20 protein-coding genes and 1 pseudogene are annotated in these 24714 nt (G+C 63.6%); 15 read left to right on the top strand and 6 right to left on the bottom strand.

Going from position 1 to position 24714, the window contains the following annotated elements; translation table 11 throughout:
• Together PG2093B_RS08985 and PG2093B_RS05960 are read left to right on the top strand one after the other, a co-directional pair.
• Positions 1-191: pseudogene (locus tag PG2093B_RS08985) on the top strand (GH25 family lysozyme); the annotation flags it as partial.
• A gap of 456 nt (positions 192-647) precedes the next feature.
• On the top strand, positions 648-3062 hold the full coding sequence (locus PG2093B_RS05960; RefSeq protein ID WP_129897698.1) for a leucine-rich repeat domain-containing protein: 2415 nt from the start codon (positions 648-650) through the stop codon (positions 3060-3062).
• Between the two features lie 81 nt (positions 3063-3143).
• Here PG2093B_RS05960 and PG2093B_RS05955 read toward each other — a convergent pair whose 3' ends face one another.
• From PG2093B_RS05955 to PG2093B_RS05945, 3 genes are all read right to left on the bottom strand, one after another.
• Entirely contained in the window at positions 3144-4103 is a 960-nt protein-coding gene (locus tag PG2093B_RS05955) for a GHKL domain-containing protein (protein WP_165369721.1), read from the bottom strand.
• Positions 4100-4816 (bottom strand): hypothetical protein, encoded by a 717-nt coding sequence (locus PG2093B_RS05950; protein ID WP_129897696.1) that lies wholly within the window; start codon positions 4814-4816, stop codon positions 4100-4102. The genes PG2093B_RS05955 and PG2093B_RS05950 overlap by 4 nt, the downstream gene beginning before the upstream one ends.
• Positions 4817-4996: 180 nt before the next feature.
• The gene (locus tag PG2093B_RS05945; protein ID WP_129897695.1) at positions 4997-5701 is read right to left on the bottom strand and encodes a LytR/AlgR family response regulator transcription factor; all 705 of its coding nucleotides are present in this window, start codon (positions 5699-5701) and stop codon (positions 4997-4999) included.
• Positions 5702-6022: 321 nt separating this feature from the next.
• Between PG2093B_RS05945 and PG2093B_RS05940 the strand changes: the two genes are divergently transcribed.
• Positions 6023-7294 (top strand): alkaline phosphatase family protein, encoded by a 1272-nt coding sequence (locus tag PG2093B_RS05940; RefSeq protein WP_129897694.1) that lies wholly within the window; start codon positions 6023-6025, stop codon positions 7292-7294.
• A gap of 12 nt (positions 7295-7306) precedes the next feature.
• Here PG2093B_RS05940 and sepH read toward each other — a convergent pair whose 3' ends face one another.
• The gene (gene sepH / locus PG2093B_RS05935; protein WP_242502833.1) at positions 7307-8335 is read right to left on the bottom strand and encodes a septation protein SepH; all 1029 of its coding nucleotides are present in this window, start codon (positions 8333-8335) and stop codon (positions 7307-7309) included.
• Positions 8336-8478: 143 nt separating this feature from the next.
• On the opposite strand from sepH, the gene PG2093B_RS05930 reads away from it, so the two are divergent.
• The 3 genes from PG2093B_RS05930 to PG2093B_RS05920 all read left to right on the top strand — a co-directional run bounded on the left by PG2093B_RS05930 (position 8479) and on the right by PG2093B_RS05920 (position 11695).
• Positions 8479-8772: a DUF4193 domain-containing protein gene (locus PG2093B_RS05930; RefSeq protein ID WP_022858766.1), complete on the top strand. Its 294-nt coding sequence runs from the start codon at positions 8479-8481 to the stop codon at positions 8770-8772.
• Positions 8772-9242, top strand: coding sequence for a dUTP diphosphatase (dut, locus tag PG2093B_RS05925; RefSeq protein ID WP_129897692.1), 471 nt, complete (start codon positions 8772-8774; stop codon positions 9240-9242). Before PG2093B_RS05930 ends, dut begins: the two co-directional genes overlap by 1 nt.
• A gap of 119 nt (positions 9243-9361) precedes the next feature.
• Positions 9362-11695 (top strand): RelA/SpoT family protein, encoded by a 2334-nt coding sequence (locus PG2093B_RS05920; protein WP_129897691.1) that lies wholly within the window; start codon positions 9362-9364, stop codon positions 11693-11695.
• A gap of 24 nt (positions 11696-11719) precedes the next feature.
• On the opposite strand, the gene PG2093B_RS05915 is transcribed toward PG2093B_RS05920, so the two are convergent.
• Positions 11720-12256, bottom strand: a complete 537-nt coding sequence (locus PG2093B_RS05915; RefSeq protein ID WP_129897690.1) for a peptidylprolyl isomerase — start codon at positions 12254-12256, stop codon at positions 11720-11722.
• 69 nt (positions 12257-12325) lie between these two features.
• Positions 12326-13141 carry a Cof-type HAD-IIB family hydrolase gene (locus PG2093B_RS05910; protein ID WP_129897689.1) on the bottom strand — a complete coding sequence of 272 codons (816 nt, stop codon included), beginning with the start codon at positions 13139-13141 and terminating at the stop codon, positions 12326-12328.
• Between the two features lie 296 nt (positions 13142-13437).
• On the opposite strand from PG2093B_RS05910, the gene PG2093B_RS05905 reads away from it, so the two are divergent.
• The 9 genes from PG2093B_RS05905 to PG2093B_RS05865 all read left to right on the top strand — a co-directional run bounded on the left by PG2093B_RS05905 (position 13438) and on the right by PG2093B_RS05865 (position 24710).
• A complete protein-coding gene (locus tag PG2093B_RS05905; RefSeq protein ID WP_129897688.1) occupies positions 13438-14421 on the top strand; it encodes a MetQ/NlpA family ABC transporter substrate-binding protein in 984 nt (327 codons plus the stop codon).
• A gap of 138 nt (positions 14422-14559) precedes the next feature.
• Positions 14560-15819 carry a methionine ABC transporter ATP-binding protein gene (locus tag PG2093B_RS05900; protein WP_129897687.1) on the top strand — a complete coding sequence of 420 codons (1260 nt, stop codon included), beginning with the start codon at positions 14560-14562 and terminating at the stop codon, positions 15817-15819.
• A 5-nt stretch (positions 15820-15824) separates the two neighbouring features.
• Complete coding sequence (locus PG2093B_RS05895; RefSeq protein WP_230473189.1) at positions 15825-16520, top strand: methionine ABC transporter permease; 696 nt, start codon at positions 15825-15827, stop codon at positions 16518-16520.
• 42 nt (positions 16521-16562) lie between these two features.
• Positions 16563-17738 carry a M20 metallopeptidase family protein gene (locus PG2093B_RS05890; protein WP_431520215.1) on the top strand — a complete coding sequence of 392 codons (1176 nt, stop codon included), beginning with the start codon at positions 16563-16565 and terminating at the stop codon, positions 17736-17738.
• Positions 17739-17785: 47 nt separating this feature from the next.
• Positions 17786-19480, top strand: coding sequence for an NAD+ synthase (locus PG2093B_RS05885; RefSeq protein ID WP_129897686.1), 1695 nt, complete (start codon positions 17786-17788; stop codon positions 19478-19480).
• 51 nt (positions 19481-19531) lie between these two features.
• On the top strand, positions 19532-19726 hold the full coding sequence (locus PG2093B_RS05880) for a hypothetical protein (RefSeq protein WP_129897685.1): 195 nt from the start codon (positions 19532-19534) through the stop codon (positions 19724-19726).
• Between the two features lie 182 nt (positions 19727-19908).
• Positions 19909-22284 carry a formate C-acetyltransferase gene (gene pflB, locus PG2093B_RS05875; protein ID WP_129897684.1) on the top strand — a complete coding sequence of 792 codons (2376 nt, stop codon included), beginning with the start codon at positions 19909-19911 and terminating at the stop codon, positions 22282-22284.
• Between the two features lie 141 nt (positions 22285-22425).
• The gene (gene pflA, locus PG2093B_RS05870; protein WP_026648089.1) at positions 22426-23316 is read left to right on the top strand and encodes a pyruvate formate-lyase-activating protein; all 891 of its coding nucleotides are present in this window, start codon (positions 22426-22428) and stop codon (positions 23314-23316) included.
• Between the two features lie 107 nt (positions 23317-23423).
• Entirely contained in the window at positions 23424-24710 is a 1287-nt protein-coding gene (locus PG2093B_RS05865; RefSeq protein ID WP_129897683.1) for an HRDC domain-containing protein, read from the top strand.
• Positions 24711-24714: the final 4 nt, after the last annotated feature.

The following is a 24714-nucleotide window of genomic DNA, read 5'->3' as shown; positions in this document are numbered from 1 at the left end:
CCAAGACGGACTTCAGTGACGTGACGAACGCCACGCCCCATGTGGCGGACGTGCAATGGCTGGGCGGCTCCGGCATCTCGCAGGGCTACCGCAACCCGGACGGCTCGTGGCGGTTCGAGGGCATGACCCGCGTCTACCGCCAGGACATGGCCGCCTTCATCCACCGCCTCGACAACCACATCAACAAATAAGGCCCTACAGCCTTCCGTGACGACATGACCGGGGGCGTCCGCACAACGGGATCCGTGTGCGGACGCCCCCGTCGTTCTCGGACCCGGTGTGGAATCTACCAACGACCTAAACAATCACCCCAACCGACGAAACGGGATGTTAACTGGTCCGTTCCCGCCCTGAACCATCGCCGACCATATCCGTGTAATGGGAAATACTCAACGTCATGAACTCGTACGGCACACCAACGCGCCGCCCGCGGCGTTCCCCTGATGCGTGACCAGCGGCCATCCATGCCATCCGACCCTTCCGGCACTTCTTACCCGTCGTCCGGTATTTCTTCCCCCCAAGCATCCCCGCTGATGACGCGCTGCTACTTTGAGCCGTAAGGACAAAATGAGAGGTCCTTATCAACATGGCATTCCCATATGCATGTCCCCATGGCAGCACAACGAGAAGGATGAAGGAGCAACGACATGGACACCGCCACAAGACCGCGCGCCGCGCGACGCGCCCTCGGCGCCTTTTTGGCGTCGGCGCTGATGATGATCCCCTGCACGACCGGCATCGCCGCCGAAACCGGCGTCCCGCTCGACGCCGAGCACTTCCCCGACCCGGCGTTCCGTACCGTGGTCCAGCAATACGACACGAACAACAACGGCACCCTCAGCCAGCAGGAGCTGGCCGACGTGACCGAGATGTACGCGTATGAACGCGGCATCAAATCCGTGAAAGGCATCGAGTACTTCACCGCACTCACAGACCTGCGTCTCAACAACAATCAGTTGTCCTCGGTGGACCTAGGCCACAACACCGCACTCAAGACTCTGTTGCTCGGCTTCAATCAGTTGTCCTCGGTGGACCTGAGCCACAACACCGCACTCACATATCTGGCTCTTGACAACAATCAGTTGTCCTCGGTGGACCTGAGCCACAACACCAAACTCACAGAGTTGTATCTCTACATCAACCAGTTGTCCTCCGTGGACGTGAGCCACAACACCAAACTCACGACCCTTTGGCTCGGCGCTAACCCGTTGTCCTCCGTGGACGTGAGCCACAACACCGCACTCACAGAACTGAGACTCTACAGTAATCAGTTGTCCTCGGTGGACGTGAGCCACAACACCAAACTTGCAAAGCTGGCCCTCGAATGGAATCAGTTGTCCTCGGTGGATCTGAGTCACAACACCGCACTCACAGAGCTGGAGCTCTTCGGCAATCATCAGTTGTCCTCGGTGGACGTGAGCCACAACACCAAACTCACAAAACTGTCGCTCGGCGACAATCATTTGTCCTCGGTGGATGTGAGCCACAACACCGCACTCACATACCTGTGGCTCGGATGCAATCAATTGTCCTCGGTGGACGTGAGCCACAACACCAAACTTACAGAGCTGTATCTCGAAGGCAACCAGTTGTCTTCCGTGGACCTGAGTCACAACACCAAACTCACAAAACTGGCGCTCTCCCGTAACTACCTGTCCTCGGTGGATCTGAGCCGCCACACCGCACTCACAGAGCTGGAGTTCTACAGCAATCAGCTGTCCTCGGTGGACCTGAGTCACAACACCGCACTCACAAAACTGTCCCTCAGCGACAATCAGCTCTCCTCGGTGGACCTGAGTCACAACACCGCACTCGAATGGCTGGGACTCGGTGAAAATCAACTGTCCTCACTGGATCTGAGTCACAACACCGCACTCACAGACCTGTATCTCGGCGAAAATCAGCTCTCCTCGGTGGATCTGAGCCACAACACCGCACTCACGAACCTGCATCTCAACGACAATCGGCTGTTGTGGGTTGGCGGCGTCGCGAACTCCATCAATCCGGATGTGTCCGGCCAACGGGAGTTTGGTCCGGTGTCGGCCTCCTCGTTGGATCTGGCGAAGGCGGCTCCGGGTATTGACGTGTCGCGCATCTCGAATGTGCAGGGCGGCAGGCTGCAAAGCACGGTGCTGACACCGACCAGCGCCGGCGGACGTGTCACCTACGATTATCGGTTCAGCGACGCGTACGAGCCGCTGCACGCGCAGGTGCGGTTTGAAGCGCCGTCGTTCTCGGTCGCGTTCGATGCGAACGGGGGATCGGGCAACACGGTGGTCTCGGTCGTCTCCGGAAAGACGGTCACTGCGCCTGCTGCGCCCACGCGCACCGGCTACACGTTCGCCGGCTGGTACACCGCCAAGACCGGCGGCACCAGATACGACTTCACCAAGCCCGTCACCACGGACCTGACGCTGTACGCACAATGGACCGCGGCCACACCCGCCAGGATCACGTTCCGTGACGTGTCAGGGTCGACACCGCATCACGGGGACATCCAATGGCTGGCGGACAGCGGGATCTCCACGGGTTGGAAGGAGGCGGACGGGTCGTCCACGTTCCGTGGCATGAGCCCGGTGGTGCGCCAGGACATGGCCGCGTTCCTGCGCCGCGAGGCCAGGAACCGGGGCGTCGGCGACGCGGCCGACTGGAAGCCGACCGACAGCGACTGGAAGCGCTTCAAGGACGTGACCAAGGACACGCCGCACGCCGAGGACATCCTGTGGCTGGCCCACGCCGGCATCTCGGAGGGTTGGAAGGAGGCGGACGGCTCGTCCACGTTCCGGGGCATGAGCCCGGTGGTGCGCCAGGACATGGCCGCGTTCCTCAAACGACTGGCCGCCAAGGCCGGCAAGGACGGAGGAGTCAACCCCAAGACCGACTTCACCGACGTGACCGCGGCCACGCCCCACATGGCGGACGTGCAATGGCTGGGCGGCTCCGGGATCAGCCAGGGCTACCGCAACGATGACGGCTCGTGGAGGTTCGAGGGCATGACGAGCGTCTACCGCCAGGACATGGCCGCCTTCATCCACCGCCTCGACAACCACCTCAACAAATAACACCAAACCCCAAGACCGTGATTCAACAACAAAGTGGGGTGTGAAACGAACGTCTTGGTTCGTTCCACACCCCACCTATGCTCACGCCCGGAACACGGCCAGCCAATACCCGTCACATGGCATGGAAGTGCATTCGCCGCCATGTTGTGCGGCTATCGATTCGAGAATCGAGAGGCCCCAGCCGTGTTCGGGGATGGTCGTATCGCCAAAACCCACATGTTCGGCGCAGTGCGGTCCACCGTCGTCCGCTGCATCCGCACGGTATGCATTGGTCACATTGACGACGCACTGCCGGGCGTCGGCCCGTGCTCGTATGCATATCCATGCACTGCCACTCCCACCGCCCCCACCATGCTCGCGTATCCGCACGCACGCATGGATCGCGTTGTCGCATAGATTGGCAAACACCGCGCACAGTTCCACATCGCTCAACGGCGTGTGGTGGCTGACGCGCACGTCACACTGTACGTCGATGCCGCGGCGCTGTGCATCGTGCATCTTCATCGCGAGCAGCGCGTCCACCGCCAGATTCTCGCACATGCGCGCGGTATGGGGGCAGAACGCATTCGATGCGCTCTGGATCGACCGCTCCACCGCCTGCTCACTGGCGCCGTTGCGCAGATCGGTGTCAATCTGGTCGAGGCGCTCCACGAACCGCGCATAATCCGTGTGCACGCTCTGCGTCTCAGCTCGGAATTCACGCATGCGGCGGCGCTGTGCTTCGGTCTGCACGTCGAGCAGACGCACGCGGTTGTCCTGCATGTCGCGCTGTTCCGAGGCCACCAAGTGCCGCACGAGCAGCACGTCTATGCCCGCGCAAATCAGTGAGCAGACTGCGAGCGCCGCAACATACGGCCAGTCGCGCGCGTCGAGCGCATACGCCATCTGCAGTCCGATGAACGCGGCCTGACTGAGCGGGAACAGCGCATGTGTCACCACGCGCACACGCCGCACGTTGCGCAGCATGCGCGGCAGTGAGGCAAACGCAACGAATAATGGGATCTGCGTGAGCGCGAATAACGTCCAGTCGAGTGCGTTCATTGCCGCATCTCCCGCGTGCATTCCTCTCGCAGTTGATGCACATGTCGCAGTGCCTGCTCCGTCTGCCCACGTTGTGCCAGCAGCTGGATCACCGCCAGTTGGTTGCGTGCGTCATGCCTGCGTTTCGCCATCGTCTCCGCGCGCTGCATGAGATTCGCTGTGCTCTCCACATATGAGTCGAGGATGATCTGCTTGGCATCGGCCTCATGCTGTTTCGCGCGCATGTCGTGTTCGCGCCAGATGATCGATCCCAGCACGAGGTCCGTGAGCAGGCACGCGCATGCGCATACGAATGTGCATGCGATGAACACGGGGTCCGTGATGCCGCGCATGCTGATGACGAGCACGGCAAGCCCGATCATGAAGGATTGCAGCACCGAGAAGAAGAGGAACGGATCGAACGACCGGTTGCCGGCGCGCGGGATGATGCGCAGCGCGTACCGGTCGGTGGCATGGCACAGTACGATGATCAGCCCGATTTCGATGACCGTGCCGCACGCTTGGTTCATAAGCGGGGGGAGTGAGGCATACCCGAGTTTGCCACGCACATGGTTGAGGGCGAGTACGAGCAGGTAGGAGATGAGGAAGATCAGGGCCAGATGAATCACCATGTACAGGCGTTGACGCCATGGGCCCCGTGAATACCAGAGCGGCAGACCAACATAGATGCAGCAGTTGAGCGCGGACCACACCGCCAGTGTCCAGACGCTCATGGGCACGCAGTGCAACGTGGGGCTCACCACCGCAGCTGGCGTCGCCAACAGTAGGGCGATACGCACGCCCACGGTGTGGCAGGGGAGCATGCGGATGATTTCGTGGATCCGCGTGAATAACACCAGACAGTACAACAAGAAGGGAGGCAGCCATTGGGAGACGACGCTGATCATGGGCGCTCAGTCCTCGATGCCATGGGCATGACGCCAGAATGCGTCGTTGGTTTCGGTCCAACGCCGGTTGCTGATCGGCACGCGTGTGCCATCGGTGAGTATGAAGTTGTTGCGGGTGATCGCGTCCACGAAATCGAAATTCACGATATAGCTCGAGTGGCAGTGGCAGAAGTGGTCGGGCAAGCGTGATTCCACTTGTGAGAGTTTCATGTAGGTGCGGATTTCGCGCTGGTTCGCGCAGTGGAAGATAGCCACCCTCAGCTTGCTTTCCACATAGAGGATCTGTTCAGGGCGCACCACATACGACGTAGTGCCGAAATGCACGGCGAAGGGCTGTTCGCGCAGATCGCGCAGCCGGTTGAACGCGCGGCGCAGGGCGTTGGCCAGATCCACGGTGCTGACGGGCTTGACCAGAAAACCGATATGCCGCGTCTCATAGACCGCGGAGCAATACTCGGTGTGGCCGGTGACGTAGATGACCTGCACTTCGGGACGTTCCGAAAACAGCTGCATGACCTCTTCTATCGCGTTTTCACCTCCGTCCAAGCAGATGTCCGCGAACACAATATCCACGTTCTGCTCGTCCAGTTCCGCAAGACTGCTGTGGAGGCTTATGCAGCATTCCATGCTGGGTTCGATAAGATCCTGGATTCTGTGTTGCAGGCCAGCGCATTGCTCTGCGTCATCGTCCACAACCGCAATGTGATACATTAACCGCCCCTTTCCCTGCAGGCTCCCTACTCCATGCCCACCAGCCTCTCCACTAGCACCGATGAGCGCACATCGTTATATAACGACTCTCAGTTCCAGCATGCCCCAAATGTCATAAACGGGTGTCGTCATGACAGAACTGAAAGTACTCAAGCAAGTATCGCCCGATATGCTTCCACCGATTATGCCGCAGCTTTGGGCATGGCGCATTTCCGCCCGGTGAACGGCCACGTACCGTGATTTCCATGTGCTATAGGAAGGCTGTGATTACGACGCAGCGCTGTTCAACGCGCGTCCATCAACCGCGGCATCATGGAAGGCATGAGCATAGACGTCCCAGACCTGCACACCCTGCTGGATTTTGTGCCGACCGCGCACTACGGCGACGCGCTGGCCACCGCGCAGCACATGGACGTGCCCGCGCCGTTCACGCCGGCATGCACACAGCCGCGCGGTGGCGCGCTCCACATCTCATCGGTGCTGCCGGCGCTGTCCGCGGCAATCGGCGCGCCGGTCGAGACGGCCGTGCACGCCGACCCGGCCGCCCTGCAGCGCGCGCTCGGCATTCCGCAGGCGCGCGCGGCGGTCGTGGTGCTCGTGGACGGCCTGGGCTATTGGAACCTCGCGATGCGCCTCGCGCACGCGAACTACCTGCGCGCGCTCATGAAAGAGCCCAGCAACCAGCGCCCCATCTCCACATGCGCGCCGAGCACCACCACGGCCGCGATGGCCACGTTCGGCACCGGCACGTGCCCAGGGTTGACGGCGATGACCGGCTATACGCAACGCAATGCGCGCACTGGCGAGATGAGCCAACTCATCCAGTTCCGCGGTGCGGAGCCGCCCGAAGAGCTGCAACACGAGCCCACGGTGTTCGAACTGCTCACCGGCCGTGGCGTGCGTGTAACGAGCGTGGGGTTGACGCGCTTCAAATCGTCGCCACTGACTCGCGCCACTCTGCGCGGTGCCCAATACATTGGGCATGACACCCCGCTCGCCCGCGTGCGCGCCGCCGCGCAGAGCGCACAGGAGCCGGGATTGACCTACCTGTATCTGCGCGATGTGGACAAGACCGGGCACGCCGAAGGCTGGGAATCCGAGGAATGGGTCGCGCAGTTCGAAAAGATCGACGACCAGCTCGACACGTTGCGCAGGCTCGCCCCGCGCGGCACGGCGATCGTGGTGGTGGCCGACCACGGCATGGTGGCCGCCGACCCGGCCGAACGCATCGACATCGCGCTCGACCCGCAGCTCACGCAGGACGTGGCGATGGTAGGCGGCGAACCGAGGTCGGTCATGCTGTATGCGGACGAGGGGTGTGACGTCGGGGCGCTCGCCGAACGTTGGCGCACGCGGCTCGAGGGCAAGGCGTGGGTGCGCACGAAAGACGAGGCGATTGAAGCGGGCCTGTTCGGGCCCGTTTCGGCGCACACGCGCGAAGTGCTCGGCGACGTGATCGTGCAGGCCGCGCGCAACGTGACACTTGTCGATTCACGCACGCAGACGGAAGGCGCGATGGGTATGCCGGGTGTACACGGCTCGCAGACGATGCTCGAAATGGACGTGCCGTGCATCGTCGATCTGGTGGATTGACTTGTAGGAGGTTCAGTCCTTCGGCGCCTTGCCGAACATGATCTCGTCCCAGCTGGGGATGGGGGAGCGGCGCCCGCGGTGGGCCGGTTTGGCGGCCGGTTGCTCGTTGGGCTGTGCCTTTTCGGCCTGCACGGCTTCGACGTGCACATCGATGACATCCGGGGTGTCGAACGACGGCGCGTGATCGTCGGTCGACCTTGCTTCTTCGGCGTCAGGCTGCCGCACCGGTTCCTGGGGTGTTGCGGGAGCGCTTTCTTTGATGTCGCCCGCCTGCTGGGCAGCCTCAGTGGAGGTGCTGCGCTGCTCGTCCTGCGTGGGTTGCGATTGTTCGTTCCAAGCGGAGACGGTCATCTCGATGCGCGCGGATCGTGCGGAGTCGCCCGGCAGATTGGCGGCGTTGGGCAACGCCTCATTGAGCGCCGCGTCCTGGTCGCCGATGCCCACCGCCGGCGTGGTGTTCGCCTCGCCGATGAGCTTGCGTGCGGCGTTGTTGATGCACACCACCGTGTTGTCGTGCATGTTCCACGACCATTCGGCATGGATCGGGTGGCCTGCGGATTGGAACGACGCGATGATGCGCCAAGGCTCGAGCCCGCGGCGCGTGGCTTTCCACTGCACGGATTCGCGCGGGATGCGCGCGGCCACGAGCGTGCGCTCGATGAGTTCGGCCAAGGTGCGCACGCGCGACTCCTTTGGGGCGCGCACACGCAGGAACTGCTCGATCGCATAGCTTTTCTCGGATTCCACCGGGGCGGCGAAGCGGCGCACGAGCGCACCGTTGAGTGCGTATTTACGTGCCACCTGATCGGGGTCCGCGCCTGCGCGGATCAACGCCTGGATCTGTGAGATGGGCAGTGTGCTCTGCTGGTGCACCGGCTTGTCGTCGTGCTGTTCGGCGCGGATCTGCTTGGCTTCGAGGATTGCCCGTTCCAGGGCGTCGTTGAGCTCTATGGTGAAATAGCCGTGGTCTGTGGAGAAGACGAGCGCCCCTTCGCCGGTCACATGATCGAACTGGGCAATCGGGTATGATTCCGCTGGCACAGGGCACCTCGTTTCTTCCACAATGTGAACAGTTTCCATTGTGCCCCACGTGTCGGATTTTCCGTTTACGCAACATCGTGTATTCTATGCGGGGAAAAACCGTGTATTGTGTGGCGAAGCCATACCAATCGAAAGGAATCGCAATGGCACAGGATTATGATTCCCCGCGCAACAAGGACGAGGACGAGGAGTCGCTGCAGGCACTGGGCAAGAACTCGCAGAATTCCGCCGCAGACATGGATGACGACGAGAATGCCATCGCGGAGGATTACGAGCTGCCGGGTGCCGATCTGAGCAATGAGGACGCGTCGGTCACCGTCATCCCCATGCAGGGCGATGAGTTCATCTGCTCGCAGTGCTTCCTGGTGAAGCACCGCAGCCAGCTTGCCTACACCACCGACGACGGCCAGCCTGTGTGCAAGGAGTGTGCGGCCTGATGACGTTCGACCCCGCATACAACGAGCCGGAACAGACCGAAGTGCTGGTGTGCGCCGTCGACCCGGCGCACCCAGTGCAGCTGCGGTACGCGCACGCGGGCGACGCGGGCGCCGACCTGAGCACGGCCGAGCATGTGGAGCTCAAGCCGTTCGAACGCGCGCTCGTGCGCACCGGCGTGCGCATCGCGCTGCCGGCGGGGTACGTGGGGCTTGTGCACCCGCGTTCGGGGCTTGCCGCGAAGCAGGGCGTGACCGTGCTCAACGCCCCCGGCACGATCGACGCCGGCTACCGGGGCGAGATCATGGTGCCGTTGATCAACCTCGACGCCGAGCACACGGTGGTGTTCGAACCGGGGGACCGCATCGCGCAGCTCGTGATCCAGCGGTATGTGGAGGCGCGGTTCGTGCCTGCCGAGGCATTGCCCGGTTCCGACCGCGCCGAGCGGGGATTCGGCTCGACGGGCGTGTGAGCGGCGTGCGGCGGTGACATTTACCGGCCGCACATGGCGCACGCGCGCGTACAATGATGACGTCCGCGCACTGCGTTTCGCTGTGCGCGCATGAGGGACCAGAGGGACAGGAGGAGCGTATGGCGGACGCGGAGCATGAGATGCAGCCTGCGAACATGTTGGGGTGCGAGATCAGCGAGAACCCGTTGGACCCGCTGCTGCCGATCCTGTCGATCTGCCGCCAGCACCATCCGGACGAAGACATGGAGATCCTCTCGCGCGCCTATGCGCGTGCGGTGCGCCAGCATTCCTCCCAGCGGCGCAAATCGGGCGAGCCGTACATCATCCACCCGATCGCCGTGGCGCAGATTCTGGCCGATCTGGGCATGGGGCCCCTGGTTGTGGCGGCCGGCCTGCTGCACGACACGGTGGAAGACACCGACTACACGCTCGACGAGTGCCGTGCGGAATTCGGCGACACCGTGACCGGGCTTGTGGATGGCGTCACGAAGCTGACGAAGATGGATTACGGCGATTCCGCGCAGGCGGAGACGATCCGCAAGATGGTCGTGGCGATGAGCCGCGATGTGCGCGTGCTCGTCGTCAAACTCGCCGACCGCGTGCACAACGCGCGCACCTGGCGCTACGTCAAGCCGTCGAGCGCGCAGAAGAAGGCGCGCGAGACGCTCGACGTCTACGCGCCGCTCGCCAACCGCCTCGGCATGAACGCCATCAAGACGGAGCTCGAGGAACTGAGCTTCAAAGTGCTCTACCCGAAGATCTACAACGAGATCGTGATGCTCGTGGCGCATCGCGCAGGGCAGCGCGAGGTCTACCTCAAGCAGATTGTGGCCGAGATCAACGACGATCTGAAGGATCTGCACATCGAGGCCTATGTGACCGGCAGGCCGAAGGACTATTTCTCGATCTACCAGAAGATGATCGTGCGTGGCCATGATTTTTCGGACATCTACGACCTTGTGGGCGTGCGCATCATCGTCGACACGATCCAGGACTGCTACGCCGTGCTCGGTGCCGTGCACGCGCGGTGGAGCCCGGTGCCGGGACGCTTCAAAGACTACATCGCCATGCCCAAGCTCAACATGTACCAAAGCCTGCACACCACGGTGGTCGGCCCGGGCGGCAAGCCGGTCGAGATCCAGATTCGCACATGGGACATGCACCGGCGTGCGGAGTTCGGCATCGCCGCACATTGGAAATACAAGGCGAATGGGCAGGCGGGCCGTGCACTGAGCACGCCCGACAAGACCGACCGCCAGCGTGGCGAGAATCAGGAGCTCAGCGAATCCGACAATCTGGCATGGATTCAGCAGCTCGCCGACTGGACAAGTGAGACGCCCGACTCCAATGAGTTCCTCGGTTCGCTCAAAGAGGACCTTGGCGCGGCCGAGGTCTACGTGTTCACCCCGAAGGGCAAGATCGTCTCGCTGCCGGCGGACGCCACGCCGGTGGACTTCGCCTATGCCGTGCACACCGAGGTGGGGCACCGCACCATGGGTGCGCGCGTCAACGGCCGTCTTGTGCCGCTCGACACGAAACTCGAAAACGGCGACACCGTGGAGGTGCTGACGAGCAAGTCGGATACCGCCGGCCCGTCACGCGACTGGCTCAGCTTCGTCAAGAGCCCCAAGGCGCGCAACAAGATCCGCCAGTGGTTCAGCAAGGAACGCCGTTCCGAGGCGATCGAGGAGGGGCGTGACGAGCTGACGCGCGCGATGCGCAAACGCAACCTGCCCGTGCAGGCGCTGCTGACGCCCGAGGCGATGGTCGGCGTGGCCGACGACGTGAATATGCCCAACGCCGAGGCGGTGTTCGCCGCGATCGGCGAAGGGCAGATCTCCACGCAGAACGTGATCTCGCACCTCGTCAAGGACGCGGGCGCCAACGAGGTCAATGAAGAGGCCGAAGAGGAGGTGCTGCCGCTACGCGCCTCGAAGCGCAAGCGCGACAATGGCACGCCGGGAATCTCGGTCAAGGGCGTCAGCGATGTGTGGGTGAAGCTCGCACGCTGCTGCATGCCGGTGCCAGGTGACAACATCATCGGATTCATCACACGCAATGAAGGTGTGTCCGTGCACCGCGTGGACTGCCTGAACATGATCAACCTGCAGCGCAAGGAACCGGAGCGCGTGGTGGAAGTGGAATGGACGAGCGCCAAGGGCCTGTTCATGGTCAAGATCCAGGTCGAGGCGCTGGATCGCCCGCATCTGCTCAGCGATGTGACGCGCGTGCTTTCCGACCACGGGGTCAACATCCTCTCGGGGTCGATCGCCACAGGCAGCGACCGTGTGGCGACGAGCCAGTTCAGCTTTGAAATGGCCGATCCACAGCATCTGAACACACTGCTTTCGGCGGTGCGCAAGATCGACGGCGTCTTCGACGTCTACAGGCTTACCGGGGCCAAGGATGCGGCGCAACCACGTATGCGCCGCATCCATGGCCATGTGTCGTGATGTGGAGTCACGACACCGTTGAGGTCAGACGAGCTCAATCGATTCGATCATGACCGGCTCAAGCGGGCGGTCCTGACCGTCGGTGGCCACGGCGTCGAGCTTGTCGACCACGGCCTTCGACTCCTCGTCGGCCACTTCACCGAAGATCGTGTGGTGGCCGTCAAGCCACGGGGTAGGCACCGTGGTGATGAAGAACTGCGAGCCGTTGGTGCCGTGCACTTTGCCGTCGGCGCCGCGGCGCAGGCCGGCGTTGGCCATGGCGAGCAGATACGGGCGGTCGAACTTGAGCGTCGGGCCGATCTCGTCGTCGAAGTCATAGCCCGGGCCACCGGTGCCGGTGCCGAGCGGGCAGCCGCCCTGGATCATGAAGTCCTTGATGATGCGGTGGAACGTGAGGCCATCGTAGAACTTCTCGTGCGAAGGCTGGCCAGTGAACGGGTCGGTCCATTCCTTCTTGCCGGTGGCCAGTCCCAGGAAGTTCTCCACGGTGTGCGGAGCCTTCGTGTCGAACAGATTGATACGGATATCACCTTCAGAGGTGTGCATGATAATAGTTGTCATAGCCTCTCACCGTAGCACAGTCCCTGCTGCCCGCTGAGCCCACCGGAAAACAACCTGCCGGCGGGCGGGTCAGATCACGCCGAAATGCCGCAGCGCCTGCGCGATGCCGCCGTCGTCCACACTGCCGGTCACATAGTCCGCGACCTGCTTCGTCTCGTCGGTTGCGTTGCCCATCGCCACACCGAGCCCTGCGTAGCGCAGCATGTCGATGTCGTTGCCGCCGTCGCCGAACGCGATCGATTGGGCGCGCGTCAGGCCGTAATGGTGCAGCATGCGCTCCATGCCCCTGTTCTTGCCGCCGTCGGCGGGGATCAGATCCACGAAGTCGGGGTGCCAGCGCACGCCGCGCACGGCATGGCACAGTGAGACGAGCTCGGCCTCGGTCGCGGCGTCGATGTACGGGCTGATCTGGTAGACCGGATTCGTGCGCGTGCGCGGGTCGATGAAGTCGATGTGCGGCGCGGTCTTGCCGAGCGACCCCCACATGGCGCGCAGTTGTGCGGAGTCATGGTTGAAGTAGGTGGCGTCCGCCTCGCTGAAGCAGGCGACGACGCTCGGGTGCGCGTCAAGCCAGTCGCGGATCGTGCGCACGTCGCCTGGATCCATTGGCTCGGCGCCGATCACGCCGTTGGCGTCCCAGCAATACTGGCCGTTGACGCCGACGATGCCGTCGAACTCCACCGGCAGCGCGTCCAGCACGATCGGCGTCTGCGAGGGCGCGCGGCCGGTGCAGATGAAGGTCTTCACGCCATGCGCGCGCAGGGCGTGCAGGGCGTCCACCGTGGATTGGGGCACGGCATGCGTCGTGAAGCTCGTGAGTGTGCCGTCGATGTCGAAGAACGCCGCGCGGATGTCGGGGGCGGCCGGATCTGGTGCAGTGGTCATGGGCGCCACTGTAGCGCGCGTGGGGGAGTGGGGTCCTTCGGCCCAGCCGTCGGACCGCCATCGATTGGTCACTATGTGAGATGATTGTGGTCGTATTCTGGCTGCAAGTGCGGGCTCCGCAATGTTCGGCGAAAGCGCAATCGGCACGATACCAAGGATTGAACGGATTGTATAACCAAACGCTATATCCCGGCCCGCGTGTGGCGTGAGGCGGGCGCCGTATTGTTGGACACGTTGTTCGGCGCACCCGCCGGAGGAAGCCAAGAAGACACCCAACATAAGCACAGAGGAACACCATGTCATCCAACACCCCAGAGTTCAACACCGAGGAACCGGTGCGCGTCAACCACCGCGCACGCAACATCGTGATCGCGGTCGTGGTGGTCGCGGCGCTCGCCGTGGCCGCTTTCTTCGGCTACCGCGCCATGAACAAGAACGACGATGCGCCGAAGGGCTCGGAGACGAACCCGGTCGTGATCGGCGTGGTCGGCGCCACCGACCCGCAGTGGGTGGAGTTCACCAAGCAGGCCAAGGCGCAGGGCATCTACGTCGACATCAAGGATTTCCAGGACTACACGAGCGAGAACCCGGCACTCGATGCGGGCGACCTCGACATGAACGAGTTCCAGCACCTGCTGTATCTGGCGAACTACAACGTGCAGAACAAGAAGGACCTGCAGCCGCTCGGCGGTGTGGCGATCTACCCGCTCGGCCTGTATTCGGTGTTCGACGGCGACAAGCCCAAGTACACCGACCTTTCGCAGCTGCCCGCCGGCTCCACCGTGGCGATCCCGAACGACGAGACCAACCAGGCGCGCGCCCTCGGCGTGCTCAAGGCCGCGGGGCTCATCACGCTCAAGGGTGATTGGACGGCGTTCACGATCCCGCAGGACGTGGACACCGCGAACTCCAAGGTCAAGGTCGTCCCCATGAAGGCCGAACAGATCGCCAACACGCTCAAAGCGGGCTCAAGCGACCTGTCCGCAGGCGTGATCAACAACGACTACGTGGCCGACGCCGGCCTCAAGCCCACCGACGCCCTATACCAGGACGACGCGGAATCCGAGGAGTCACGCCCGTACATCAACATCTTCGCCGTGCGCGCCGATGATGTGAACAACGAGGTGTACAAGAAGTGCGTCGAGATCTACCAGACGAAGCCGGTGCTCGACGCCCTGCAGGAGGAGTCCGGCGGCACCGCCGTGTTCGCTGACAAGTTCACCACGGCGCAACTGCAGCAGTACCTCACCGACATCGAAAACGACATCAAGCAGCACTGACGCCCGTGCCCGCAATGGGGCCGAGCGGCACCGTTCGCTACAATGGCGCACGGGCCGTTCGGCCCCGCTGTTGTAGCATCGTCACACGCCGGCCACGGCCTGCACAGGCGGCCGGGCCATCAGGTGGAAGGCAGTATCATGACACAGACGAGCGAACCGATCATCGTGTTCGACCATGTGAGCAAAGAGTTCAGGCAGCGCGGCTCCAAACAGTCGACGCGCGCCGTGGACGACGTGTCGTTGAGCATAGGCGCCGGCGACATCTTCGGCATCATCGGGTATTCGGGCGCCGGCAAATCCACGCTCGTGCGCATGATCAACGCGCTCGAGCAGCCCACAAGCGGATCGGTCACCGTGCTCGGCGAGCGCGTCTCGGCGATGGGCGAATCGAAACTGCGGCCGGTGCGCCAGAAGATCGGCATGATCTTCCAGCAGTTCAATCTCTTCTCCAGCAAGACGGTCGCGCAGAACGTGGCCTACCCGCTCAAACTCGACCACTGGCGCAAGGATTACCAGGACAAGCGTGTGGCGGAGCTGCTCGAGTTCGTGGGGCTTTCCGACCACGCCAACAAATACCCCTCCCAGCTCTCCGGCGGCCAGAAGCAGCGCGTCGGCATCGCGCGCGCGTTGGCGACGAACCCGAAGATCCTGCTCGCCGACGAGGCGACGAGCGCGCTCGACCCGGAGACGACATCCGAGGTGCTCGACCTGCTCAAACGCGTGAACGAGCAGTTCGGCATCACGATCGTGCTGATCACGCACCAGATGAACGTCGTGCAGCAGATCGCGAACCGCGTGGCCGTGATGAGCGCGGGCAGGGTCGTCGAACAGGGCGATGTGTACGACCTGTTCGCCGCGCCGAAGCAGGAGGTGACCAAGCGGTTCATCGCCACGGCCATGGACGGCCTGCCGGACCCGGCGCGCGTCGAGGCGATGCGCGAACAGTGGCCCGGCCGACTCGTGACCGTCGTGATCCGCCAGCGTGACATCACCGACGCCGCCGGCGCGACGCTCGTGCCGGCGTCCGGGCAGAACATCTCCGAGCTCATCGCGCGCTACGGCGTGCACAGCAGCCTGCTGTACGGCGGCATCGACACCGTGCAGGGCGTGGCGATCGGCGCGGTCACCTACGAATTCAGCGGTGACGACGCGCATATCGGGAGCTTCCTCGCACAGCTTGCGCAAGACAGCGACATCGTGGACTTCGGCACCCGGGCCGATCCGGTCGACTATGCGCAGGCGGTGGCGCGCGCGCAGCTCGCCGTGCCCGCCGAAAGCGCCGATGCGGACGGCGAGGTACGCACCCTCGCCACCGACGTCGAGATGCTCGAACAGGTCGACGACGTGGTGGAGATGAACCCCGAAGACGAACAATCCGAGAACAAGGAGCGTGCATGATGCAGATGCTGACCATGCAGACAGGTGCGGCGTTGGCGAGCCGCAGCGACTGGACCGTGCTGCGGCCGTTGCTCGCGCAGTCGGTCGTGCAGACCCTGCAGATGGTGCTGGTGACGATCGTGATCGGCGGTGCGCTCGGCCTTGTGCTCGGCGTCATCCTCTACGGCACGCGCCCCGGCAACCTGTTCGAGAACCGGGTCGTCTACCGCATCCTCGACATTCTGGTGAACATCATCCGCCCGATCCCGTTCATCATCTTCCTGGCGGCCATGCAGCCGCTCACCATCAAGGTGGTGGGCACGTCGATCGGCACCACGGCGGCGATCTTCCCGATGGTCGTGATGTGCACCTTTGCCACATCGCGTCTCGTGGAGCAGAACCTTGTGCCGGTCGACCACGGCGTGATCGAGGCGGCACGCGCGATGGGCGCATCGAAGCTCACGATCATCCGCACCGTGCTCATCCCCGAAGCGCTCGCCCCGCTCATCCTGGCATACGCGTTCCTGTTCATCGGCGTGCTCGACATGTCGGCCATGGCCGGCTACATCGGCGGCGGCGGCCTCGGCAACTTCGCCATCGCCTATGGCTACCAGAAGTTCGACCAGACCGTCACATGGACGGCCGTGATCATCATGATCGTGCTGGTGCAGGTCGTGCAGGCCATCGCCAACGCCATCGCCAAGCGTCTGCTGCGCCGCTGAGCGCGCACGCCCGCCGACTTCACCCATTCGCCGAAAGGACCCATGATGGAATCCATCACCGCGCACATCGCGCTCACCGATGAACTGATCGCGATCCGCCGCCATCTGCATGCGCACCCCGAGCGTTCGTTCCACGAGACGGAGACGAGCGCCTATCTGGAGCGTGTGCTGCGCGACCACGGCATCGACGTGCTCGCGAACCCGATGGAGACCGGTGTCGTGGCGCAGATCACCGGCGCGCACGCAGGGCCGACCGTCGCGTTGCGCGCCGACATCGACGGCCTGCCGATCCACGAGGATTCGGGGCTCGGCTTCGCTTCCGTCAACCCCGGCGTCATGCACGGCTGCGGGCACGACCTGCACATGGCGAGCCTGCTGGGCGCGGTGTTCTGGTTGAGCGCGCACCGCGAACTGATCGGCGGCACCGTGCGCATCATCTTCCAGCCCGCCGAAGAGCTGGGGCTCGGCGCGCGCGCCGTGATCGACGCGGGGCTCGTCGACGGCGTCGAGGCGATCATCGGCACGCACAACAACCCCAATTACGCGCCCGGCACGCTCGCCGCGGGCACCGCCCCGATGATGGCCGGCTGCGTGCGCTTCGGCGTCACGCTGCACGCGCAGGGCACCCATGCCGGCTATCCGCACAAAGGCACCGGCCCGCTCGAGGCGATGGCCTCGATGATCATGAGCCTGCAGACCATTGTGAGCCGCAATGTCACGCCGTTCCACCCGCTCGTCGTCTCGGTGACCGAAGTGCATGGCGGCGACGTGTGGAACGTTGTGCCCGCCGAAGCCGGCTTCCAAGGCACTGTGCGCTATTTCCACCGCGAGGACGGCGACCTGGCGGCCGAGCGGTTCCGCACGATCGTCGAACAGACGGCGGCGGCCTACGGCATCGCCGCGAGCGTGGACTGGGACGACTTCCAGGACCCGCTTGTCAGCGACCCCGCGCTCATCGAGCCGGTGTATGCGCATATCCCGCAATACGCGAGCCTCGCGCCGATCATGCCGTCGATGGCCGGCGAGGACTTCGCCGAATACGCCAGGGTCACCCGCCCGGTGTTCGCATTCGTCGGGTCGAACGGCACACCCGGATGCGCCGATTGGCACAGCCCGCGCTTCGTGGGATTCGACGAGACGGTGCGCACGGGCGCCGACTTCTACGCGAACGCCGCGCTCGACGTGCTTGACGCCCTGCGCGTAAGCGGCGCCCGGTGAATCATTCGAAACGCGTAACGCGTGGCGAGCGGATACACTAGGGGAGCATGAGCACAACACGTTTCGCGCTTGCGCAGATCGACACCTGCGTGGGCGATCTGGACGGCAACGCCGCCAAAGTCATCGCAACCACCCGCATGGCGCGTGAGCGCGCCGACGTCGTCGTCTTCCCGGAGATGACCCTGACCGGCTACCCGATCGAAGACCTGGCCCTGCGTGCCACATTCCGTGAAGCCGCATGGAACAAAGCCAACGAACTGGCCGCGCAGCTCGAAAGCGAAGGCATGGGAGGCCTGTACGTGGTGGTGGGCACCGTCGGCACCGACCACGCCAACGGCAAGCCGCGCAACCGCCTCGTGGTGCTGCACGGCGGCCTGGTGTGGGCCGGGTACGACAAGCACTTCCTGCCCAATTACGGCGTGTTCGACGAATTCCGCATCTTCTCCGCCGGTGAGCGGCACGTCGTGCTTTCGATCGACGGCGTGCGCGTGGGGCTGGCAATCTGTGAGGACATCTGGCAGGACGGCGGCCCGGTCGCCGAGCTTGCCGCGGAGCACATCGACGTGCTGCTGACGATCAATGGCTCCCCCTACGAAGAGGGCAAGACCCGGACCCGGCTCGACCTGGCCCGCAGGCGCGCCGCCGAAGTGCATGCGCCGATGATCTACGTGAACCAGGTGGGCGGCCAGGACGACCTCGTCTTCGATGGCGGCACCTTCGTGGTGGATACGGATGGCACGCTGCTCCAGCGTTCGCCGATGTTCATGGAGGACCTCGCGTACTTCACACTCGACACGGACCGCGAACACCAAGAGGTGTGCGAGGTCGCACCGCGTATGGACCCCGACGAAGAGGTGTACACCGCATGCGTGCTGGGACTCAAGGACTACATGGCCAAGAACGGTTTCGCCGGTGTGTGCCTGGGGTTGTCCGGCGGCATCGACTCGGCCCTCGTGGCGGCCATGGCGGCCGACGCGGTGGGCGGCGGCAACGTGTACGGCATCTCGATGCCGAGCATGTATTCGTCGCAAGGCTCGAAAGACGACGCCGCCGATCTGGCCGCCAACATCGGGGCACACTACGACGTGCAGCCGATCAAACCGATGTACGATGCGTTCCAGCAGCAGCTCGCGCTGGACGGCGTGTCCGCGGAGAACCTGCAGGCGCGCATCCGCGGCGTCATCGTCATGGCCTACTCGAACTCCAAGGGCGTGCTTGCGCTCGCGACCGGGAACAAGTCCGAGCTCGCCTGCGGCTATTCGACGATCTACGGTGACGCGGTGGGCGGCTACGCGCCGATCAAAGACGTGTTCAAGACCAAGGTCTGGCAGTTGGCGCGCTGGCGCAACAGCGCGGCCGCCGCGGGCATGGGCGTCGGTGGATTGCACATCGTCGGCAACGAGGCGGGAGACGCCGGCGTGCAGCTGCCCGGCGGTGTGATGATCCCCGTCAACTCGATCACCAAGGCCCCCAGCGCCGAACTGCGCCCGGGGCAGAAGGACAGCGATTCGCTGCCGCAGTACGAGCTGCTCGACCGCGTGCTCGAGGCATACATCGAGCACGCGCACGGCCGCGCCGACCTGCTCGCCGACGGATTCGACGACGAGACCGTCTCGACGGTCATGCGCCTCGTCGACCGCGCCGAATGGAAGCGCCGCCAGTACCCGCTCGGGCCGAAGGTCAGCGCGCTCGCGTTCGGCCGCGACCGCCGTCTGCCCGTCACGAGCGCGTTTCGTGAATAGCGGTCGTGCGGTCGCGCGGCATACGGACATCCAAAGAGGAAAGGACCCAACATGACAGATCCACAGCAGTGGTATTACAACACGGCGACCGGCGAGGTGGAGCTCGGGCCGCAATCGCCGATGCAGAACCGGATCGGACCGTACCCCACGCGCGAAGCCGCGATGGACGCGTTGAAAACCGCCCAGACGCGCAACAAGCAGTGGGACGACGAAGACCACCAGTGGAACAGCTGGGGCGCCAAGTAGTCTCCATACGGCCTTGTGCCGGTTCTCCACACCATTCGTGAGCTAGTTCACAGCCAAAAACGGCATTTGTGAGCTAGCTCACGCCGTTTCGACGCTTTTCGCCGGTAAAGAACGCGTACGATGGAGGAGTCGACAGCGCGAGGACGCGCTGATCAAAAGAGAACCAACATCAAGGAGTACCAATGGCAGCAGTTGATGCGACCGCTCTCTCCCCAGAGGAAGTCAAGGAGCAGGCCTGGGAAGGTTTTGTGCCGGGCAACTGGGAGAAGGACATCGACGTTCGCGACTTCATCCAGAAGAACTACACCCCGTACGAGGGCGACGAATCGTTCCTCGCTGATGCCACCGACAAGACGAAGCATCTGTGGAAGTACCTGGATGACAATTACCTGGCTGTCGAGCGCAAGCAGCGCGTGTACGACGTGGACACCCACACCCCGGCGGATGTGGACGCATTCCCCGCTGGCTACATCGATTCCGCTGAGGTCGACAATGTGATCGTCGGCCTGCAGACCGATGAGCCCTGCAAGCGCGCGATGATGCCGAACGGTGGCTGGCGCATGGTCGAGCAGGCCATCAAGGAAGCCGGCAAGGAGCCGGATCCGAAGATCAAGGAGATCTTCACCAAGTACCGCAAGACGCACAACGACGGCGTGTTCGGCGTGTACACCAAGAACATCAAGCTCGCCCGCCACAACAAGATCCTCACCGGTCTGCCGGACGCCTACGGCCGTGGCCGCATCATCGGCGACTACCGCCGTGTCGCCCTGTACGGCGTGGACGCGCTGATCAAGTTCAAGCAGCGCGACAAGGACGCGATCCCGTACCGCAACGATTTCTCGGAGACCGAGATCGAGCACTGGATCCGTTACCGCGAAGAGCATGATGAGCAGATCAAGGCCCTCAAGAAGCTCATCAACCTGGGCAAGGAATACGGCCTGGACCTGGCACGCCCGGCGATGAACGCTCAGGAAGCCGTGCAGTGGACCTACATGGGCTATCTGGCCTCCGTCAAGAGCCAGGACGGCGCCGCGATGAGCTTCGGCCGCGTCTCCACGTTCTTCGACATCTACTTCGAGCGCGACCTCAAGAGCGGCAAGATCACCGAGCAGGACGCCCAGGAGATCATCGACAACCTGGTGATGAAGCTGCGCATCGTGCGCTTCCTGCGCACCAAGGACTACGATTCGATCTTCTCGGGCGACCCGTACTGGGCGACCTGGTCGGACGCCGGTTTCGGCGACGACGGCCGCACGCTCGTCACGAAGACCTCGTTCCGTCTGCTCAACACGCTGACACTCGAGCACCTTGGACCGGGCCCCGAGCCGAACATCACGATCTTCTGGGATCCGAAGCTGCCGGAAGGCTACAAGCGTTTCTGCGCCAAGATCTCGATCGACACCTCGGCCATCCAGTACGAGTCCGACAAGGAGATCCGTTCGCACTGGGGCGACGACGCCGCCATCGCATGCTGCGTCTCGCCGATGCGCGTGGGCAAGCAGATGCAGTTCTTCGCGGCCCGTGTGAACTCCGCCAAGGCGCTCCTGTACGCGATCAACGGCGGCCGTGACGAGATGACCGGCCAGCAGGTCATCGACAAGGGCCACATCGAGCCGATCACGCCGGAAGCCGACGGCTCCCTGGATTACGAGAAGGTCAAGGCGAACTACGAGAAGGCCCTCGAATGGCTCTCGGAGACCTACGTCGAGGCGCTCAACATCATCCACTACATGCACGATAAGTATGCATACGAGGCGATCGAGATGGCGCTGCACGACCGCGAGGTCTACCGCACGCTCGGCTGCGGCATGTCCGGCCTGTCCATCGCGGCGGATTCGCTCTCGGCCTGCAAGTACGCCAAGGTGTACCCGATCTACAACAAGGACGCCAAGGACATGCCGGGCCACGAGTTCGAGTACGTCGAAGGCGCCGAGGACGACCTGATCGTCGGCTACCGCACCGAAGGCGAGTTCCCGCTCTACGGCAACGACGACGACCGCGCCGACGACATCGCCAAGTGGGTCGTCTCCACGGTCATGGGTCAGGTCAAGCGCCTGCCGGTCTACCGTGGCGCCGTGCCGACGCAGTCGATCCTGACGATCACCTCGAACGTGGAATACGGCAAGAACACCGGTTCCTTCCCCTCGGGCCACATCAAGGGCACGCCGTACGCGCCGGGCGCGAACCCGGAGAACGGCATGGACTCGCACGGCATGCTCCCGTCGATGTTCTCGGTCGGCAAGATCGACTACAACGACGCGCTCGACGGCATCTCGCTGACGAACACGATCACCCCCGACGGCCTGGGCCGTGACGAGGATGAGCGCATCAACAACCTGGTGGGCATCCTCGACGCGGGCAACGGCCACGGCCTGTACCACGCGAACATCAACGTGCTGCGCAAGGAACAGCTCGAAGACGCCGTGGAGCACCCGGAGAAGTACCCGCACCTGACCGTGCGCGTCTCCGGTTACGCGGTGAACTTCGTCAAGCTCACCAAGGAGCAGCAGCTCGACGTCATCTCGCGCACCTTCCATCAGGGCGCCGTGGAGGACTGACGTCAGACTGACGTGAACGCATGAGGGCGGGGCCATTGGCTCCGCCCTTTGCAATTGGTTACGCAATCGATGAACAACACGCGCGCCCCTGCACCCCACCGTAAGGTGAAAGGGGCCTTAGCGCCAATGGAGGTGACCGGCATGGAGAACAACGCGCAGAGCACCGGGTTCCGCACGACAACGCAGCACATGCTCAAAACATCGAAGGAATACGCCAGCCAAACACTCATGGGCGGCCTGTCCGGTTTCGAATCACCGGTCGGACTCGACCGGCGCGACCGGATCCGCGCGCTGAAGACCGGCGACATCGGCTTCGTGCACTCATGGGACATCAACACGTCGGTCGACGGGCCGGGCACGCGCATGACGGTGTTCATGAGCGGATGCCCATTGCGTTGCCAATACTGCCAGAATCCGGACACGTGGAAGATGCGCGATGGCAAGCCGGTGTTCCTCGACGCCATGATCAAGAAAGTGGAACGCTACGCGGACCTGTTCAAGGCCACACATGGCGGCATCACGTTCTCGGGCGGCGAATCGATGATGCAGCCCGCCTTCGTCTCGCGCGTGTTCCACGCAGCCAAGCAGATGGGGGTGCACACGTGTCTGGACACCTCGGGGTTCCTCAACCGCAATTACACCGACGAGATGCTTGACGACATCGACCTGTGCCTGCTCGACGTCAAATCCGGCGACCCCGACATCTACGAGAAGGTGACCGGCGGCGTGCTGCAGCCCACGATCGACTTCGGCCAACGGCTCGCCGCCAAGGGCAAGAAGATCTGGGTGCGTTTCGTGCTCGTGCCCGGCCTGACCGACGGCGAGGAGAACGTGGACAAGGTGGCCCGGATCTGCCAGTCCTTCGGCGACAGCGTGGAGCACATCGACGTGCTGCCGTTCCACCAGCTCGGGCGCCCCAAGTGGCATGAGATGCGCATCCCGTACCCGCTCGAAGACCAGAAGGGGCCGTCGCGCGCGTGCAAGGAACGCGTCAAGGAGCAATTCGAATCCTACGGATTCACCGTGTATTAAACGGTTGTGCGCCCGCTTCGGCACCTTTGGCCGGTGATGTGGACTGTCGGGGAGTGGTTACATGATTTGTCTGTGACAAGTCCGATGCACCAACAAGGAGAGCACGCGTGAACGACGAGCCCGTGTTGCTGCGGGAACCCCGGGAAGGCGTCCCGCAGGTGACCGACACCCTGGAAGGCTTCGAAGACTACTGCGACAGGCTGTCAGCGGCGTCCGGTCCGCTCGCGGCCGACGCCGAGCGCGCGTCGGGGTACCGCTACGGCCACGACGATTGGCTCATCCAATTCAAACGCGACGGCGCCGGCATCGGATTGCTCGACCCGATGGCGTTGAACGCGGTCGGCGTGGACTGGGGCATGTTCAACCGCGCCGTCGGCGACGCCACATGGATCCTGCACGACGCGAAGCAGGACCTTCCCGGCTTCGCCCAACTCTCGCTCACGCCCCACGCGCTGTTCGACACCGAGATCGCCGCGCGCATCCTGGGACTCCACCGCTTCGGTCTCGCCTATGTGACCGAGCATTATCTGAGCATGACGCTTGCGAAAGAGCATTCCGCCGCCGACTGGTCGTACCGGCCGCTGCCGCGCGACTGGCGCAATTACGCGGCGCTCGACGTGGAACTGCTCATCCCGCTCGCGCACAAGATGACGATCGACCTCAAACGCGCGGGCAAATGGGAATGGGCGTGCCAGGAATTCGAGTATGTGCTGCGCACGGATCTGCACCCCCGGCGCCCCCATGCGGTGCCCTGGCTGCGCATATCGCACATCAACACCATCCAACGCGACCGCCGTGCACTTGCCATCGCCAAGGAACTGTGGACCGAACGCGATGAGCTCGCCCGGCGGTACGACATCGCCCCGAGTTTGCTGCTCGCCGACGCGTCGATCATCGAAGCCGCACAGGCCAAACCGCGCAACGCCAGGCAGTTCCGTGCCATCCGCTCGCTCAACGAGCGCGTGCGCATGCACTTGGGCACCGACCAGGACAAGATGTTCGAGCGGTATGCACCGATCCAGCGCAAAGTCAAGCCGAGCGTGTGGAAGCAGGCCATCCAGCGCGCGTTGGAATTGCCCGAGGGCGAACTGCCGGTCATGCCAGCGCCGGAAGGGTCTGCCACGCAGGTCAATGCGCCGAAATCCATGAAACTCTGGCAAAAGCACCACCCGGACCGTTTCAGGCGTCTGCAGGAGTGCCGGGCGCTCGTCAACCAGGTTTCTGAAGACACGCATACGCCGCCGGATGTGCTGATCAAACCGCAGATTGTGCGCAACCTGTGCTGGACCGACGAGCCGGGCACGCGCGATGTGGCCGGATTCCTTGAGGAACAAGGCGCCCGCCCATGGCAGATTCATCTGTTGGCCGCGTCGCTGACTCGCGGTATCATGTAACGGT

The organism is Bifidobacterium pseudolongum subsp. globosum (assembly GCF_004155535.1).
In the GTDB taxonomy this organism is placed as follows: Bacteria; Actinomycetota; Actinomycetes; order Actinomycetales; family Bifidobacteriaceae; genus Bifidobacterium; species Bifidobacterium pseudolongum_C.
This window is presented reverse-complemented; position numbering and strand designations above follow the sequence as displayed.

Bases quoted from the DNA above. Each gene is read 5' to 3' on its own strand.
- PG2093B_RS05915 (WP_129897690.1), bottom strand. From the start codon at position 12,256: ATGACAACTATTATCATGCACACCTCTGAAGGTGATATCCGTATCAAT.
- PG2093B_RS05960 (WP_129897698.1), top strand. From the start codon at position 648: ATGGACACCGCCACAAGACCGCGCGCCGCGCGACGCGCCCTCGGCGCC.
- PG2093B_RS05880 (WP_129897685.1), top strand. From the start codon at position 19,532: ATGACAGATCCACAGCAGTGGTATTACAACACGGCGACCGGCGAGGTG.
- pflB (WP_129897684.1), top strand. From the start codon at position 19,909: ATGGCAGCAGTTGATGCGACCGCTCTCTCCCCAGAGGAAGTCAAGGAG.
- PG2093B_RS05945 (WP_129897695.1), bottom strand. From the start codon at position 5,701: ATGTATCACATTGCGGTTGTGGACGATGACGCAGAGCAATGCGCTGGC.
- PG2093B_RS05905 (WP_129897688.1), top strand. From the start codon at position 13,438: ATGTCATCCAACACCCCAGAGTTCAACACCGAGGAACCGGTGCGCGTC.
- PG2093B_RS05940 (WP_129897694.1), top strand. From the start codon at position 6,023: ATGAGCATAGACGTCCCAGACCTGCACACCCTGCTGGATTTTGTGCCG.
- pflA (WP_026648089.1), top strand. From the start codon at position 22,426: ATGGAGAACAACGCGCAGAGCACCGGGTTCCGCACGACAACGCAGCAC.
- PG2093B_RS05890 (WP_431520215.1), top strand. From the start codon at position 16,563: ATGATGGAATCCATCACCGCGCACATCGCGCTCACCGATGAACTGATC.
- PG2093B_RS05930 (WP_022858766.1), top strand. From the start codon at position 8,479: ATGGCACAGGATTATGATTCCCCGCGCAACAAGGACGAGGACGAGGAG.
- dut (WP_129897692.1), top strand. From the start codon at position 8,772: ATGACGTTCGACCCCGCATACAACGAGCCGGAACAGACCGAAGTGCTG.
- PG2093B_RS05950 (WP_129897696.1), bottom strand. From the start codon at position 4,816: ATGAGCGTCTGGACACTGGCGGTGTGGTCCGCGCTCAACTGCTGCATC.
- PG2093B_RS05920 (WP_129897691.1), top strand. From the start codon at position 9,362: ATGGCGGACGCGGAGCATGAGATGCAGCCTGCGAACATGTTGGGGTGC.
- PG2093B_RS05885 (WP_129897686.1), top strand. From the start codon at position 17,786: ATGAGCACAACACGTTTCGCGCTTGCGCAGATCGACACCTGCGTGGGC.
- PG2093B_RS05895 (WP_230473189.1), top strand. From the start codon at position 15,825: ATGCTGACCATGCAGACAGGTGCGGCGTTGGCGAGCCGCAGCGACTGG.
- PG2093B_RS05900 (WP_129897687.1), top strand. From the start codon at position 14,560: ATGACACAGACGAGCGAACCGATCATCGTGTTCGACCATGTGAGCAAA.
- PG2093B_RS05955 (WP_165369721.1), bottom strand. From the start codon at position 4,103: ATGAACGCACTCGACTGGACGTTATTCGCGCTCACGCAGATCCCATTA.
- PG2093B_RS05910 (WP_129897689.1), bottom strand. From the start codon at position 13,141: ATGACCACTGCACCAGATCCGGCCGCCCCCGACATCCGCGCGGCGTTC.